The organism is Streptomyces sp. NPDC057099 (genome assembly GCF_042671245.1).
Classification (GTDB): Bacteria; Actinomycetota; Actinomycetes; order Streptomycetales; family Streptomycetaceae; genus Streptomyces; species Streptomyces purpurascens.
Window position 1 is genome coordinate 295,755 of sequence record NZ_JBHUTX010000002.1, and the last position, 16,052, is coordinate 311,806.

A 16,052-nucleotide genomic window follows, 5' to 3' on the forward strand; every position below is an offset into this window, starting at 1 on the left:
CGGTTGCGCTTGTTTTGCCGGATGTGCACCCGCACTCCGGCACACTGGTGTGATGAACGCCGTCTCAGGGTGAGTTATCGTGTACGCGGGGTAAAAACAAACGGCATGACCCGTTCATTTCCGTCCCGGGAGAGTTCAGCCGATGGCGAGGCAGTTGCGAGCCGAGCAGACCCGCTCGACGATCATCACGGCCGCCGCTGACCTGTTCGACCGTCGCGGCTACGAATCGACCAGTCTCAGCGACATCGTGGAGCACGCTCAGGTCACCAAGGGTGCCCTGTACTTCCACTTCGCGGCGAAGGAGGATCTCGCCCACGCGATCCTCGAAATCCAGTCGCACACCGCCCGCAGGCTGGCGACGGAGACCGACAGCCGCGGCCACACCGCGCTGGAGGCGCTGATGCGCCTCACGTTCGGCATCACCCGCATGTCCGTCGAGGACCCGGTCCTGCGGGCCGGCCTGCGGCTCGCCACGGGAGGCATCCAGCCGCGGCCGCCGCTGAGCCACCCCTTCACGGAGTGGCTGGACATCGTCACGAACCGGCTCGTCGGCGCGGTCAAGGAGTCCGACGTCCACCCGGACATCGACGTCGATGTCGTGGCCCACTCCCTGGTCTGCTTCTTCGTCGGCACCCGGGTCGTGGGCCGCTCCCGCGAGCCCGTCGCGCGGCAGCCCCGCAGGACCGCCGAGATGTGGAACATACTCATCCGCAGCCTGGTCCCGGTGACCCGCCGCGCCCGCTATCTGAGCCTGGCGGCCCGACTGGAGCGGGAGATCGCGCCGGTCTGACCGGTGTGACCCGGGCATGGGGGCCGCGCGCTACGGTGAGCCGCATGCCCGACACCCCCACCCCACCCGTGCTCCTCGGCAACCAGCCGGGCTCGTTCCCCCACAGCGTGCTGGCCGAGCGGCACCCCGCGATCATCCGGCAGGTCCGCGAGGCCTTCCCCTACGAACCCGGGCAGCACCGCGCGCTCGACGAACTGCTGGCCAACTGCACCAAGGGCGAGATCGAACCGCTCCCCGCCGACGCGCACGACCGGGACCTCTGGGAGACCTGGGGGCTCGGCGAGTACACCGGCCGCTCCTGGTTCGACGTGCCGTGGCTGTGGTCCGAGAGCTGGTTCTACCGGCGACTGCTCCAGGCCGTCGGGTACTTCGGCCCGGGCCCCTGGCAGGGCATCGACCCCTTCCGTCCGTTCAAGCTGGCCGAACTCGACTCCGCCGAGACCGACGAGGAACTGGCCGCGCTCGACGACCTCGTGAACCGGCCCGCCGGCGAACAGGCACAGGCCCTGCTGCACGGCTCCCTCTGGGGCAACCGCGCCGACCTCGGCTTCCGCCTCTCCGCCGAGGGCGCACGGGCCGCGGACGCCGCCCCCGGTCTGGTGGCCGACGACAGCGACGAACTGTGGTCCCTGCTCGACGGCACCGGCACCCTGTGCCTGGTCGCCGACAACGCGGGCCGCGAACTCGTGCCCGACCTGCTGCTCATCGCCCACCTCCTGGCCCACGGCCGGATCGGACGGGCGGTCCTGCACGTCAAGCCGTACCCCTACTACGTCTCCGACGCCACCACCGCCGACGTCGTCGACGCCGTGCGCCGGCTGACCGGTGCCGGGGGAGCGGCCGCCGACCACGGAGGGCACCTGTGGTCGGCCCTGGCCGACGGCCGGCTCGTCCTGCGCGCCCATCCCTTCTCCAGCGCCCCGCTGCCCTACGGGGAGATGCCCGGCGACCTGCGCGCCGAGTTCGCCTCGGCCACGCTCACCATCGTCAAGGGCGACCTCAACTACCGCCGCCTGGTGGGCGACCGGCTCTGGTCCCCGACGACCCCCTTCGAGGACGTCACCGCGTACTTCCCCGGCCCTGTCGCCGCCCTGCGCACCCTGAAGTCCGATGTGATCACCGGCCTCGACAGCCGTACGGAGGCCGAACTGGTCGCGGCGGAGGACCAGCGCTGGCGCACCAGCGGCACCCACGCGCTGATCCAGGTGAGGGTCCCCGGCTAAGCCAGATCGCCTCCAGAACGGCTGCTTTCACGTTCGATTCACGCGATGGTGTGATCATGTCCCGCCCCGCGGATGCCCCCGCGGGGGGCCGGGTAGGGCCCGGCCATGACGCAGCCGTTCGAACTCCCGCACTTCTACATGCCGCACCCCGCGCGGCTGAACCCCCATCTCGAGGAGGCCCGCGCGCACTCGACCCGGTGGGCGCGCGAGATGGGCATGCTGGAGGGATCCGGCGTCTGGGAGCAGGCCGACCTCGACGCGCACGACTACGGGCTGCTCTGCGCCTACACCCACCCCGACTGCGACGGCCCGGCCCTCTCCCTCATCACCGACTGGTACGTGTGGGTCTTCTTCTTCGACGACCACTTCCTGGAGAGGTACAAGCGCAGCCAGGACCGCCTCGCCGGCAAGGCCCATCTGGACCGGCTGCCGCTGTTCATGCCGCTGGACCTCTCGGCTCCCGTACCGGAACCGGAGAACCCCGTCGAGGCGGGCCTCGCCGATCTGTGGGCGCGCACCGTGCCGAAGATGTCGGGGGACTGGCGGCGCCGCTTCGCCGTGGCCACCGAGCACCTGCTGAACGAGTCCATGTGGGAGCTGTCCAACATCAACGAGGGGCGGATCTCCAACCCCGTCGAGTACATCGAGATGCGCCGCAAGGTGGGCGGCGCCCCCTGGTCGGCGGGGCTCGTGGAGTACGCGACCGCCGAAGTGCCCGCCGCCGTCGCCGGGTCGAGGCCGCTGCGGGTGCTGATGGAGACGTTCTCCGACGCCGTGCATCTGCGCAACGACCTGTTCTCCTACCAGCGGGAGGTCGAGGACGAGGGTGAGCTCAGCAACGGCGTGCTCGTCCTGGAGACCTTCTTCGGCTGCACCACCCAGGAGGCCGCCGACACCGTCAACGACGTCCTCACCTCCCGTCTCCACCAGTTCGAGCACACGGCGTTCACCGAAGTGCCCGCGGTGGCCCTGGACAAGGGCCTCACCCCGGACGAGGTGGCGGCCGTCGCGGCGTACACCAAGGGACTGCAGGACTGGCAGTCCGGCGGCCACGAGTGGCATCTGCGCTCCAGCCGCTACATGAACGAGAACGCGCGCGGCAGCAAGCCCTGGCCGGGCTGCAGCGGCATGGGCACCTCCGCCGCCGACGTCCGCACCCTGCTCGCCTCGGCCGGCGTCGAGCGCCTGCGCTCCTACACACACGTGCCGTATCAGAAGGTCGGGCCGTCCCGGATCCCCGACATCCGCATGCCGTTCCCGCTGGAACTCAGCCCGCACCTCGACGACGCCCGCCGGAATCTGCGCCACTGGGCGGACCGCATGGGCATCCTCGCCGAGGGCGTCTGGGACGAGGACAAGCTCAGGGCCTACGACCTCGCGCTCTGCTCGGCGGGCCTCGACCCCGACGCCACCCCGGAGGCCCTCGATCTCAGCGCGCAGTGGCTCGCCTGGGGCACCTACGGCGACGACTACTACCCGCTGGTCTACGGCCACCGGCGTGACCTGGCCGCCGCCCGGCTGACCACGGCCCGCCTGTCCGACTGCATGCCGGTCGACGGCGAGACGCCGCCGGTCCCGGCCGACGCGATGGAGCGGGGCCTGGTCGACCTGTGGCTGCGCACCACCGCGGAGATGACGCCCGAGGCGCGGCGCACCCTGAAGGACTCGGTGAACGTCATGACCGAGAGCTGGGTCTGGGAGCTGTCCAACCAGCTGCAGAACCGTGTCCCCGACCCGGTCGACTACCTGGAGATGCGCCGCGCGACCTTCGGCTCCGACCTCACCCTCAGCCTGTGCCGGATGGGGCACGGCCCGGCCGTCCCGCCCGAGGTCTACCGCAGCGGCCCGGTCCGCTCCCTGGAGAACGCCGCGATCGACTTCGCGTGCCTGATCAACGACGTCTTCTCGTACCAGAAGGAGATCGAGTACGAGGGCGAGATCCACAACGCGATCCTCGTCGTGCAGTCCTTCTTCGGCTGCGACTACCCGGCCGCGCTCGGCGTCGTGCACGACCTGATGAGCCAGCGCATGCGGCAGTTCGAGCACGTGGTCGAGCACGAACTTCCCGTCCTGTACGAGGACTTCCAGCTCTCGGACGAGGCCCGCGCCGTCATGGCGGCGTACGTCACGGACCTGCGGAACTGGCTGGCGGGCATCCTGCACTGGCACCAGCAGGTCGACCGCTACAAGGCCGGCTGGCTGGCCCGCCGCGCCCACGGCTTCCTCCCGGACCGGGCGCCCGCCGTGCCGGTGCCCGCTCTCGGCTGAGACTGCGTCCAGGCAGGCCTTCCGCTCCTCGTGATCCGCGGCTCGCACCGCATCCGGCAGTCGGGTGCGGTGCGAGCCGCGCCGTGCTTCCGGCCGTTCCGAAGGGACGTATGGCCCCTGCCGGCGCCGGTCAGTCTCACTCGTTCGTGGCTCGTCGCGTGCCGAGGTGCCGGGTAGAGCACCTGCCGTGATCGTTCCGCATCCGCCGGAGGCGATCCGTTCGGCACCATCCGGAGGCGAGCCATGGAACAGACCGCGCTGCGACCCAAGCCGATGCCCGGTCAGGAACCCGGCGGGGCGGTGCCGGCCACCGAGGCCGGTCCGGCCCGGCCGCGTCCGCGCGCCGCCCGGCGGCGCGGCAGGCGGCTCGTCAACGCGCTGTTCGCGGCCTTCCTGGGCGCGGTCCTCGTCCTCTCCGGGATCGGCCTCGGGACGGTGGGCGCCACGGTGGCCGACGCGGGCGCAGTCCTCGACCCGCGAGGGTGGCGCAAGCCGTCGTCCCCCGGGCCCTCGCCGTCCGCCGCCGCGTCCGTGCCGCCGGCCGTGACCCTCGGTGTGCAGGTCATGGACGCCGGGAAGCCGGGAGCCGTGGTCGTCGGGATCCATGTCCCCGGCCCGGGACACGCGGCGGGCCTGGAGCGCGGCGATCTGCTCCTCGTCTTCGGGAGGACCCGCATCGACACGGCCGCCGACCTGGCCCGGGCCGTCGCCCGTGCCCGGCCCGGTTCCGAGGTCCGGCTGACGGTGCGGCACCGCAGCGGTGGCTACCAGCAGCTGACGGTCGTACCGGCCGTCGTCACGTGACCACCCGGAAGTGGCTCGTGAGCCGCCCCGTGTCGTCCAGGACATGGAAGGCGAGTCCGGGCGGCGCGTCACGGTCCGCGACCTGATCGCCCTCCCAGGGCAGCCGCAGCGTCCACGTCACGCCGGGGCCGACGACCAGCGGCCGCCCCGCGAACGAGGTGGCGGTGGGGGTGTGGGCGTGGCCGGTGATCAGACCGGCGATCTCGGGCCTGCGGGCCAGCAGGCCGGCCAGCCGGTCGGGGTGACGCAGCCGGCAGGAATCCGGCAGCGGGTGGTGCAGCGCCACCGGCGGGTGGTGGAAGGCGAGCAGGGCCGGAAGGCCGCCGTCGAGTTCGTCCAGGGTCGCCTCGATCCAGTCGTACGTCTCCTCGTCCAGCTCCCCGTCGTCGCTCCCCGGGACGCTGGAGTCGCACATCAGCACGGCGCCGTCGTCGAAGACCTGCACGCTGTTGACCGGCCCCTCGGCCCCGGGCAGGCCCAGCAGCGCCTTGCGATAGGGCACGCGGCTGTCGTGGTTGCCCGGGCAGGCCAGCACGGGAAACGGGGCGTCGCCGTCGCGCAGCCCCAGCAGACGGGCCGCCTCCTCGTACTCGGACTCCGCGCCGTGGTCCGCGATGTCCCCGGTCACCAGCAGCGCGTCGACCTGACCCGGCAGTACCCGCAACCGGTCGCGGACACGCTCGGCGCGCTCCGTCGCCCGCGCGCTCCCGTCCAGATGCAGATCGCTGATGTGTGCCAGTACGAGCACGGCCGCACGCCCCCTCGTTCGAACGACTGATGGATGCCCCGCTAATGGGTGTGGTGCATCTAAGCATTAGATCTAACGGTTGGGAAATGACCTGCCGTTAGCAACGATGCTCGGACGAAGTCCGCAGACGGCTCGCGCCGCCCCCTCCGGCCGGGCAGGATGTCTGCCCGTAGCCCCTTCGCCCGTCCTGGGAGGCCCGGATGACCGGAAGCACGGCCGCGTCCTTCACCGCCGACGACTACAGGGCCCGCATGGAGCGCGCCGCGCGTGATGCCGCCGAGGCCGGTCTCGCGGGCCTGCTGGTGGCCCCAGGGCCGGATCTGGTGTGGCTGACCGGCTACACGCCCCCGGCGGTCACCGAACGGCTCACCCTGCTGGTCCTCGCCGCCGGACAGGACCCCGTCCTCGTCGTCCCCGCCCTGGAGGCCCCGGACGCGCACAAGGGGGCCGGCGCGCCCGCCCTGGCCCTGCGCGACTGGACCGACGGCAAGGATCCCTACGCCGCCACCGCCGCCCTGCTCGACGCCTCGGGCCGGTTCGGCATCAGCGACAACGCCTGGGCGCTGCACCTGCTGGCCTTGCGGCAGGCCATGCCCGGCAGTTCCTACAGCTCCCTCACCGAGGCCCTGCCCATGCTGCGCGCCGTCAAGGACGCGGCCGAACTGGAGCTCATGGCGGCCGCGGGAGCCGCCGCCGACGCGACGTTCGAGGAGATCCGGAACGTCCCGTTCGCCGGCCGCCGGGAATCCGAGGTGGCCGCGGACCTCGACCGGCACCTGCGCCGGCACGGACACGAGCAGGTCGACTTCACCATCGTCGCCTCCGGCCCGAACGGCGCCAACCCGCACCACGAGGCAGGCGACCGCGTCATCGAACGCGGCGACATGGTCGTCCTCGACTTCGGCGGCCTGCGGGACGGCTACGGCTCCGACACCTCCCGCACGGTCCATGTCGGCGAACCCACCGACGAGGAACGCTCCGTGCACGACCTGGTGCGCGCGGCCCAGGAGGCCGGCTTCCGCGCCGTGCGCCCGGGGGCCGCCTGCCAGGACGTCGACCGGGCCGCCCGCGCGGTCATCGCCGACGCCGGCTACGGCGAGTACTTCATCCACCGCACCGGACACGGCATCGGCGTCACCACCCACGAACCGCCGTACATGATCGAGGGCGAGCTGCGGCCCCTGGTGCCGGGCATGTGCTTCTCCGTGGAACCCGGCGTCTATCTGCCGGGCCGGTTCGGCGTGCGCATCGAGGACATCGTGACCGTCACCGAGGACGGCGGGCGGCGCCTGAACACCACCTCCCGCGAGCTGGTCACAGTGGAGTGACGCCACCATGCCCCCACCACGCCTCCCGAACGGCAGCGGCGCGACCATGACCCAGGCACCGACACCCACCGCGGACACCGTCCGCAAGCTGGTCCAGTCCCTCCTCAAGGACGGAAACGAGACCAAGCGGGGCAGGGAAGGCACCGGCCCCGACGTCCGGCCCGCCACCCGGGGCGCCGAACCCGCCACCTGGTGGGTCGGCACCCGCCATGTGCTGCGCCTGGCCCCCGACCGCGAGGCCACCGTGCGCCAGCGCCGCGAACTGCGCCTGCGCGACCTCGTCCGCCCGCACCTCCCGGTGGTGGTGCCGGCCAGCGTGGCGCACGGCGAGTGGGCGGCCGGGCTGACCTACACGCTCGACACCAAGGTGCCGGGCGGCTCGGGGCAGGATCACGACGTGTCCGCCGTCGGCGAGGCCGACCTCGCGGCACTGCTCACCGGGCTGCGCGAGGTGCCCGTCCGGCAGGCCGAGACCCTCGGCGTGCCGCGCGCCGCGCCGCGCTCCCTGGAGGCGCTGCGCCGGGCCGCCGTACGCGCCGCCGAGCTGTGCGCCGACGCCGACGAGTTCGACGCCGCACGCCTGCACCAGCTCACGCAGTCCGCCGCGGCCCAGCTCGCCGCCCAGTCCGGATCGGCGGTCCTCACCCACCACGCCCTCACCGGCGGCCACCTCGTGGTCAGCGCCGACGGCCGGGTGCGCGGCGTCCTCGGCTGGGCCGGCGCGGTCGTCGGCGACCCGGCCGAGGACATCGCGGGCCTCGCGCTCGCCGTCGGCTCACCCGCCGCCGTACGCGCCGCCACCCTCGCCGGGTACGGCGCCCGGCCCTGTCTGCGCGGCCTGTGGCTCGCCCGCTGCGACACCGTCGTCCATCTCGCCGAGGCCGTCACGAGCGGGGACGCGGGCCGGCTCGGCGTGTCGCGGACGCAGCTGCGCCACGCCTGGGAGCCGATCCTGCTGGAACGGGTGACGGACCTGCGCGAGACGGACGACGACGCCCTGTAGCCGAGCGCCGTCGCCGGTGCCTCACCCCTGCAACAGCACCACGCCCGACTCCCCGGGCAGCCGCACCACCCCGTCGGCGCCGGGTGTCTCGACCGGCTCCCACGCGGCCAGCACACGCGCGTGCGGCACGCCGAGCGACAGCTCCGCCGGTTCCGGTGCCAGGTTCACCGCCACGAGGACGTCCCCGCGCCGGAAGGCGATCCAGCGGCGCTGCTCGTCGTGGGCCACCTTGGTGTCGGCGAGGTCGGGGTCGGTCAGATCGGGCTGCTCGTGACGCAGCGCGATGAGCCGCCGGTACCAGGCCAGCACACGGGCGTGCGGCTCGCGTTCCGGCTCGGACCAGTCGAGGCAGGAGCGGTCCCGGGTCGCCGGATCCTGCGGGTCGGGCACCTCCTCCTCCTTCCAGCCGTGCGCCGCGAACTCCCGCCGCCTGCCCCGCCGTACGGCGTCGGCCAGCTCCGGGTCGGTGTGGTCGGTGAAGAACTGCCAGGGCGTGCCGGCCGCCCACTCCTCGCCCATGAAGAGCATCGGCGTGAACGGCGCCGTCAGCGTCAGTGTCGCCGCACAGGCCAGCAGCCCGGGGGAGAGCAGGGCCGAAAGCCGGTCCCCCTGGGCGCGGTTGCCGATCTGGTCGTGGGTCTGGCTGTAGCCGAGGAGCCGGTGCCCGGCCACGCGGTTGCGGTCCAGGGGGCGTCCGTGGTGCCGCTCGCGGAAGCTCGAGTACGTCCCGTCGTGGAACCAGCCGCCGCCGAGGGTCTTGGCCAGCCCGCCCAGCCCGGCGCGCGCGAAGTCGGCGTAGTAGCCCTGCGACTCGCCGGTCAGCGTGGTGTGCAGGGCGTGGTGGAAGTCGTCGTTCCACTGCGCGTGCAGCCCGAGGCCGCCGCCTGCGCGGGAGGTGATCAGCCGCGGGTCGTTCAGATCCGACTCGGCGACCAGGAACAGCGGCCGGCCCACCTCGGCGGCCAAGACGTCCACGGCCGCCGACAGTTCCTCCAGGAAGTGCCGCGCACGCGTGTCCACCAGCGCGTGCACCGCGTCCAGGCGCAGCCCGTCGATCCGGTAGTCGCGCAGCCACGCCAGCGCGCTGCCCACGAGGAACGCCCGCACCTCGTCCGACCCGGGCGCGTCCAGGTTCACCGCGGCGCCCCAGGGCGTGTGGTGCGTGTCCGTGAGGTACGGCCCGAAGACCGGCAGGTAGTTGCCGGACGGGCCGAAGTGGTTGTGCACCACGTCGAGGACCACGCCCAGGCCGAGTTCATGGGCGCGGTCGACGAAGCGTTTCAGCGCCTCGGGCCCGCCGTACGGCTCGTGCACCGCCCACAGCGACACACCCTCGTACCCCCAGCCGTGGGTGCCAGGGAAGGGGCACAGCGGCATCAGCTGCACATGCGTGACGCCCAGTTCGGCGAGATGACCGAGCCGCTCGGCGGCGGCGTCCAGGGTGCCCTCGCGCGTGTAGGTCCCCACGTGCAGCTCGTACAGCACCGCGCCGGGCAGCGGCCGCCCCGGCCACCGCGCGCGCCACGCGTACCGCTCGTGGTCGACGACCGCGCTCAGTCCGTCCGGGCCGTCCGGCTGCCGCCGCGAGCGCGGATCGGGCAGCACGGGCCCGTCGTCCAGCGCGAAGCCGTACCGGGAGCCGTCGCGCGCCTCTGCCTCGCCCCGCCACCACCCCGGCCGTCGCGGATCGCGCTCCAACACGTGCGCGACGTCGTCGCACCGGAGCGTCACACGGCCGGCCTGTGGTGCCCACACCTCGAACTGCACGGACGGTTCCCCTTCGTCTGCTCACCGTGATGTAGCCCGTCCATGGTGCGTCAAACGAGATCAATCCGCTGGCGCATCCTCCCTTTTGCGGCAGGTGTCGCCGGGTACGCGCGCGTGGCGGCCGTTTTCCCGTTTTCTGGACAGCCCGGCCGCGCTGCCCGACAATCACCAGCGTGACGTCGTCCTTCGAGTTCAACACGTACCCCGCGCGGCTCTCCGACGTGGAGCGCGAAAGGGCGCTGAAGGTGCTCCGTGACGGCGCCGCCATGGGGCGCCTGTCCCACGACACGTTCGTCCGTCGCATGGAACTGGCGCTGACCGCCCGCCGCCCGGACGAGCTCGCCGTGCTCACCGCCGACCTGCCCACGGAGAGCCGGCTCTCCCGGATGGTGTTCGGCACCGTCGAGGCGGTCTCCGGCTTCACCGTGCGGCTGCGCCGGGCCTGGCAGGCCGAGCGGCTGCCCAAGCTGCTGCTGCCCCACCCGGAGCACGGCCATCCGCTGCGCATAGGCCGCGACCCCGCCAGCGGGCTGCGCCTCAACCACGAGACCGTCTCCCGCGTGCACGCCGAACTCCGCCACCAGGGCGGCATGTGGGTGCTGCGCGACCTCGGCTCCACCAACGGCACGACCGTGAACGGCCGACGGGTCGTCGGCGCGGCCCTCGTCCGCGAGGGCGACCAGGTCGGCTTCGGGCAGATGACGTTCCGGCTGACCGGGGTCCGGCCCGCGTCCGGCTGACCTGAAACCGCGGCACGCCCCGGCGCCGGCCTGGGAGTTGTCGGCTGCCGCTCCGTCAGGGGTGGCTCAAATCCCGTTGCCGTTCATGGTGTTGACGTACCCCTGAAGTCGTGACTCACTGTGCGTACGCCATCTACACCTGGTGAAGTGACGGCACCGCATGGGGGAGGTGTGCCCTGCCGCCCCTCCCGCGCTACCCGACCGTCGACGAACTGGGCGCACGGGCCGCCGCCCTCGTCGCCCGCCACCCCCGTGACGCCCGGCTGCGCCGGATCGGCACGTCCCGCGCGGGCACCCCCATGTGGCTGCTCTCCGTCGGCCACGGCAGCCGCCAGGCCCTCGTCGTCGCCGGCCCGCACGCCAACGAACCCGTGGGCGGCGCCACCGTGCTGCGCCTGGCCGAGCGTGCCCTGGCCGACGTACGGCTCACCGAAGGCGCCGACGCCACCTGGAACCTGCTGCTGTCCCTCGACCCGGACGGGCTGCGCCGCAACGAGGGCTGGCTCACCGGCCCGTACACCCTCGGCCAGTACTTCCGGAACTTCTTCCGGCCCGGCTTCCTGGAGCAGCCCGAGTGGCTGCCCGACGGCGCGGCCGGCGCCGCCCTGCCCGAGACCCGCGCGCTGCTCGACGTCCAGGACGAGCTGCGCCCGTTCCTCCAGTGCTCCCTGCACGGCGTGGACATCGGCGGCGGCTTCGTCGAGCTCACCCGCGACCTGCCCGGCCTCGCCCCGCGCCTCGCCCACATCGCCGCCCGGCTCGGCATCCCCCGCGAACTCGGCGCGTACGACGCCCTGTACTGGCCGGGCCTCGGACCCGCCGTCTACCGGATCCCGCCGCCGCGCCGGGCCGGTCTCGCCGCGGCCATCACGGAGGCGGCCGTCGAGTCGACGTGGTTCCACCCGCACCGGCACGGCACCGTCACCGCGGTCGTCGAGGCGCCCATGTGGGGCGTGACGGCCGTGTCGGACGGCTCCCCGCCCGCCGACGGGGACGCGGTGCTCCGGGCCGTCAGCCGCACCCTGCGCCACGACACGGGGCTCCTGCGGCACCTGCTGGCCCGGATCCGGCCGCATCTGGCCGTCGTGCCCGACGCGGCGCGCCTGCTCGCCCCGGTCGACGACTATTTACTGGTCTGCCCCGGCCTCGCCGACGCCTGGGACCCCGAGACCGGCGACGGCGCGGCCCACCCCCTGCCGCCCCTGACCACCGCCCACCTGGCCGCCCTGCGCATCTCCGGGCGACGGCTGGTGCTGCGCACCGCGGGGCTGCTCCACCAGCTCGTGCGGGCGTCGGGCCGGGACCCGGCCGGGGCCCTGCCGGAGCTGGACCGGCTGATCGACGAGTGGTGCGCCGACTACCGCGACGGCTGCGGGGCGCGCTGGATCCCGGTGGCACGCCAGGCCGAGTACCAGGCCCGCGTGGTGCTCTCCGCCTTCGAACTGGCCGCGCGGTACACAGTCGCTCGCGAGACCGGCGCGCCGATGCGGCGCGACTGAACGCCGCGGGGGCCTACGACGCCCCCTCGCGCGCGTGCAGCGCCGCCGCGACCACCGTGCGGGACTGGTGCTCGACCTGGTTCTCCAACGGCACCCAGCGGGCGCGGAAACGTTCCGCGAAAGCGTCGCTCCAGGTCGCGACGAGCTCCTCCAACTGCTTCGCCGCGCCGTCGTCGGTACCGCGCAGCACCCGCAGCAGCATGGCCGCCGCCCGCAGCGGCACCCGCCGCACGAACGCGTCCACGCTGCCGACGTACGCCATGGTGCGGTCGGCGGGCGGGGTGTGGACCAGGTCGGAGGCCAGCCCCGGCACCAGCTCAAGACCCCACTTGGCGGCCCGCAGCAACGGCCCGTCCAGGTCCGCCAGCCGGGGCAGCGCGCCGTCGAGCACGCGCGTCACCTCCAGCGCGTCGCGCTGCAGCCGGCGCGCCAGCCGTCCGATCGCCGCCGCCGGCGCCGGATGCGGAGCCGGGTCGTCCACCAGGTCGCTCGCCCACATCGGCACCTCGACCACCGCGGTCAGACCGCCGTACCGATGGGCGTGGAACCAGGTGCTGTGCCGCACGTCGTCCGGCAGGCTCGGGTAGGCCGGACCGATCCCGGGCGCGGGCATCACATGCACCCCAGGCCCGGAGGCCGGCCAGCCCGCGGCGTCCGAGGCGCCGGTCTCCACCGGGATGTGCAGCTCCGCCGCGGACTTGGCGAACGGCTCGGCCAGCCCGGGCACGTCCTTCGTCAGCTGCACCCAGCTGCCGCCCAGATCCGTGCCGTGCAGGGTCACCTGGAGGTAGGGCCGCAGCTCGTCGATGACGCCGGTCAGGGCCAGGGTCTCGGGCGGCAGCCGGTCGGGCGGCAGCACGGACGGCGCCCACTCCGGCTGCTCCGGGCCCGCGGGGCGGAAGAAGCCGAGGTGGTAGTCGAACAGGCTGCGCGGCGCCGGCGTCACATGCAGGCTCGCCCCGTCGGGGTCCGCACACAGCAGGAAGTGCCAGGACATGCCGTCCCGCAACTCCCGCTCCGCCAGCACCCGCCGGGCGAGCGCGAGCAGCGTGCAGGAGCCGGTCGGTTCGTTGGCGTGGGCGCCGGCGACCACCAGTACGGCTCGGCGGGCGCGGCCCACGGACAGCAGGTGCAGAGGTCTGCCGGCCCGCGAGGCACCCACCTGCCGCAGGGTGCACACTCCAGGGCGGTGAGCGGCCAACGCCCGGGCAGCAGAGACCAGTTCGGTCACCGTCGGGTAGCGCAGCTCCGGCAGGACACTCACCCCCGTCACATCCGCCCGAGTTCGCAGTCGCAGTACCCCACGGCCATGGTGCGGTGTCAAGAGCACGGCCGGGGTGGCTCCAGGGGGCGCCCGGAAGCACGGACGGCGGGTGTGCGACAGGTGCCATGAACGGTGTGGTCCCCGAGGGCCCACCGGGGTCGCCTGAGCGAGGTGATTCAGCCCCGCCTCACTCGCCCACCCGCTCCAGCAACGCCACCGGCAGCCCCGCGAAGAGCTCCTCCACGCGCGCGTGCCCCGTGAACTCGCGCCCCGGCTCCAGCACATCCGCCCATCGCCCCGGGGGCAGCGGCAGCCGGGTGTCCCGCCAGCCGCCCGCCTCCGCCAGCCGCAGGGACAGCCGCGTCACGGCCGTGAGCGCCTCGCCGGAGCGGACGAAGGCCGCGCAGTACGCCGCAGCGGGGCCCTCGGCGGTCAGCGGCGTGTACGTCGCCGTGTCGCCGAAGGCGCCGGGCCGCCGTGCCCGCAGCGCCAGGGCCGCGCGGGTCACCGCGGCCTTCTGCCCGGAGGTCGCACCGGACTCCTCGGGCGGGAAGCCCACAGCCCGCCGGTTGTCGGGGTCGACCAGCGCCCGGTACTCGGCCTCCGTGCCCTGGTAGACGTCCGGGACACCCGGCATCGTCAGCTGGACCAGGGCCGTGCCCAGCACGTTCGCCCGGATGTGCGGCTCCAGCGCGTCCCGGAAGGCGGCCACCCGCTCGGCGGGCGCCCCGCACGGCCCGGCCGCCACGAACCGCGCCACCGCCTCCTCGTACGGCGGCTCCTGCTCGGTCCAGCTCGTGTACATGCCCGCCTCGCGCACATGCTTCAGCAGCGCCCCCTGCACCCGCTCCGGCGACCCCGGCTCCGGGCCAAGACCGAACACCGTCTGCCAGGCCGCCCACGCCAGTTGCGCGTCCGGCACGCCCTCCCCGGTGCGGGTCACCTCGGCGAGGACGTCCGCCCAGCGGTCCGGGCACTCGGTGAGCACGTTCAGCGCCGCCCGGACATCGCCGCTGCGCTTGGTGTCGTGCGTCGAGGCCACCGTCCCGCTCACCGGCCAGTCGCGCTGCACGCGCGCGCAGTACGCGTGGAACTCCTCGGGCGACAGCGCCGGAGAGCCCGGATTCCCGCCCACCTCGGTCGCCGACAGCAGCGGCACGTACCGGTAGAACGCGGTGTCCTCCACCGACTTCGCCCGCAGGGCCGACGCGGTCTGCGCGAACCGGGTCCGGAACTCCACCTGCGCGGGCCCGTCGCCGTACCGCCCCAGCACCAGGTCCCGTACGACGTCCACCGCGCCGGCCTCCTCGGGCACGGCGAAGGCCTGCCGGGCCTCGGCGGCGGCCTCCTCGGTGACCACGGACGCGGCGTCGGCGGACTCGTAGGGCCGGTAGACGTCCATGCGCACCAGCAGCTCCTGGAGCGCGGTGCGCAGCGCCCAGGGCGCGCGGTCGCGCAGGGCGGGCTCGGGCGAGGTCGCGCAGAGCCGGGCCGCCACCCGGGTCAGCCGGTCCATCTCCGTGGCCAGCTCGTGCGTGAGGACCTTGTACGCCGCCCTGCGCACCGTCGCCTCCCACTGCCCGCCCCGGTCCGTCTGCGGGGCCGCGAAGCGCCGGTACTGCCCGAGGAGGTCCCCGAACCCGGCCGGGTCCATGAAGAGCCCGTCGACGTGCCGCAGGGCGTCGTAGCCGGTGGTCCCGGCGACGGGCCAGGACGCCGGGAGATGCTCACCGTCGGCCAGGATCTTCTCCACGACCGTCCAGCGGCCGCCCGTCGCCTCGTGCAGCCGCGCGAGGTAGCCGTCGGGGTCGGCGAGCCCGTCGGGGTGGTCGATGCGCAGCCCGTCGAGCACGCCCTCGTACAGCAACCGGAGGATCGTGCCGTGGGTGGCCTCGAACACCTCGGGGTCCTCCACCCGCACCCCGATCAGCTCCGAGATGCTGAAGAACCGCCGGTAGTTGAGCTCGGTCCGGGCCAGCCGCCACCACACCGGGCGGTACCACTGCGCGTCCAGCAGATGCGGCAGCGGCAGGTCCTCGGTGCCCTCGCGCAGCGGGAACACATGGTCGTAGTAGCGCAGGACGTCACCGTCGACCCGCAGCTCCCCGAGCACCTCGCCCAGCGGCCCGCCGAGCACCGGGAGCAGCACCTGGCCGTCCTGCGCCTCCCAGTCGATGTCGAACCAGCGCGCGAACGGCGACTTCGGCCCCTCGCGCAGCACCTCCCACAGGGCGCGGTTGTGGCGCGGGGCCATGGCCATGTGGTTCGGGACGATGTCCGCCACCAGGCCGAGCCCGTGCTCACGCGCCGTGCGGGCCAGCGCCCGCAGCCCCTCCTCGCCGCCCAGCTCCGCACGCACGCGCGCGTGGTCGACGACGTCGTAGCCGTGCGTCGAGCCCGGCACGGCCTCCAGGACGGGGGACAGGTGCAGATGCGAGACGCCGAGCGAGGCCAGGTACGGCACCACGGCCGCCGCGGCCCCGAAGGGGAAGTCGGGCTGCAGCTGCAGCCGGTACGTGGCCGTGGGCACCACGGGGTCAGGACGCTCAGGTGTCATGAACCGTACGTACCCGCCCCGCCGCCGTTCGTGTCATCGCCCGCGCCAGGTGCGCCGCGCG

12 protein-coding genes are annotated in these 16,052 nt (G+C 73.6%); 8 read left to right on the forward strand and 4 right to left on the reverse strand.

Annotation, left to right across the window (positions count from 1 at the left end; translation table 11 throughout):
• The first annotated feature begins 142 nt into the window (after positions 1 to 142).
• From ACFT4A_RS03740 to ACFT4A_RS03755, 4 genes are all read left to right on the forward strand, one after another.
• Positions 143 to 790 carry a ScbR family autoregulator-binding transcription factor gene (locus tag ACFT4A_RS03740; protein ID WP_382825629.1) on the forward strand — a complete coding sequence of 216 codons (648 nt, stop codon included), beginning with the start codon at positions 143 to 145 and terminating at the stop codon, positions 788 to 790.
• A gap of 44 nt (positions 791 to 834) precedes the next feature.
• Positions 835 to 2,013 (forward strand): damage-control phosphatase ARMT1 family protein, encoded by a 1,179-nt coding sequence (locus ACFT4A_RS03745; protein WP_382825630.1) that lies wholly within the window; start codon positions 835 to 837, stop codon positions 2,011 to 2,013.
• A gap of 105 nt (positions 2,014 to 2,118) precedes the next feature.
• Positions 2,119 to 4,281 carry a germacradienol/geosmin synthase Cyc2 gene (cyc2, locus tag ACFT4A_RS03750; protein WP_382825632.1) on the forward strand — a complete coding sequence of 721 codons (2,163 nt, stop codon included), beginning with the start codon at positions 2,119 to 2,121 and terminating at the stop codon, positions 4,279 to 4,281.
• Positions 4,282 to 4,524: 243 nt separating this feature from the next.
• The gene (locus tag ACFT4A_RS03755) at positions 4,525 to 5,085 is read left to right on the forward strand and encodes a PDZ domain-containing protein (RefSeq protein ID WP_382825633.1); all 561 of its coding nucleotides are present in this window, start codon (positions 4,525 to 4,527) and stop codon (positions 5,083 to 5,085) included.
• Here ACFT4A_RS03755 and ACFT4A_RS03760 read toward each other — a convergent pair.
• Positions 5,078 to 5,833: a phosphodiesterase gene (locus ACFT4A_RS03760; RefSeq protein WP_382825634.1), complete on the reverse strand. Its 756-nt coding sequence runs from the start codon at positions 5,831 to 5,833 to the stop codon at positions 5,078 to 5,080. The two genes, ACFT4A_RS03755 and ACFT4A_RS03760, sit on opposite strands and share 8 nt — an antisense overlap.
• A gap of 200 nt (positions 5,834 to 6,033) precedes the next feature.
• On the opposite strand from ACFT4A_RS03760, the gene ACFT4A_RS03765 reads away from it, so the two are divergent.
• A complete protein-coding gene (locus ACFT4A_RS03765; RefSeq protein ID WP_382825636.1) occupies positions 6,034 to 7,161 on the forward strand; it encodes an aminopeptidase P family protein in 1,128 nt (375 codons plus the stop codon).
• Between the two features lie 46 nt (positions 7,162 to 7,207).
• Complete coding sequence (locus tag ACFT4A_RS03770; protein WP_382825954.1) at positions 7,208 to 8,164, forward strand: aminoglycoside phosphotransferase family protein; 957 nt, start codon at positions 7,208 to 7,210, stop codon at positions 8,162 to 8,164.
• A 21-nt stretch (positions 8,165 to 8,185) separates the two neighbouring features.
• Here ACFT4A_RS03770 and treZ read toward each other — a convergent pair whose 3' ends face one another.
• Positions 8,186 to 9,931, reverse strand: a complete 1,746-nt coding sequence (gene treZ / locus ACFT4A_RS03775) for a malto-oligosyltrehalose trehalohydrolase (protein WP_382825638.1) — start codon at positions 9,929 to 9,931, stop codon at positions 8,186 to 8,188.
• A 173-nt stretch (positions 9,932 to 10,104) separates the two neighbouring features.
• Here treZ and ACFT4A_RS03780 point away from each other — a divergent pair, with 173 nt between their 5' ends.
• Complete coding sequence (locus ACFT4A_RS03780; protein WP_382825640.1) at positions 10,105 to 10,671, forward strand: FHA domain-containing protein; 567 nt, start codon at positions 10,105 to 10,107, stop codon at positions 10,669 to 10,671.
• 176 nt (positions 10,672 to 10,847) lie between these two features.
• Positions 10,848 to 12,170, forward strand: a complete 1,323-nt coding sequence (locus tag ACFT4A_RS03785) for a M14 family zinc carboxypeptidase (protein ID WP_382825956.1) — start codon at positions 10,848 to 10,850, stop codon at positions 12,168 to 12,170.
• 13 nt (positions 12,171 to 12,183) lie between these two features.
• On the opposite strand, the gene ACFT4A_RS03790 is transcribed toward ACFT4A_RS03785, so the two are convergent.
• Both ACFT4A_RS03790 and treY read right to left on the reverse strand, forming a co-directional pair.
• Positions 12,184 to 13,434, reverse strand: coding sequence for a M14 family zinc carboxypeptidase (locus ACFT4A_RS03790; protein ID WP_382825641.1), 1,251 nt, complete (start codon positions 13,432 to 13,434; stop codon positions 12,184 to 12,186).
• A 187-nt stretch (positions 13,435 to 13,621) separates the two neighbouring features.
• On the reverse strand, positions 13,622 to 15,991 hold the full coding sequence (gene treY / locus ACFT4A_RS03795) for a malto-oligosyltrehalose synthase (RefSeq protein WP_382825643.1): 2,370 nt from the start codon (positions 15,989 to 15,991) through the stop codon (positions 13,622 to 13,624).
• Positions 15,992 to 16,052: the final 61 nt, after the last annotated feature.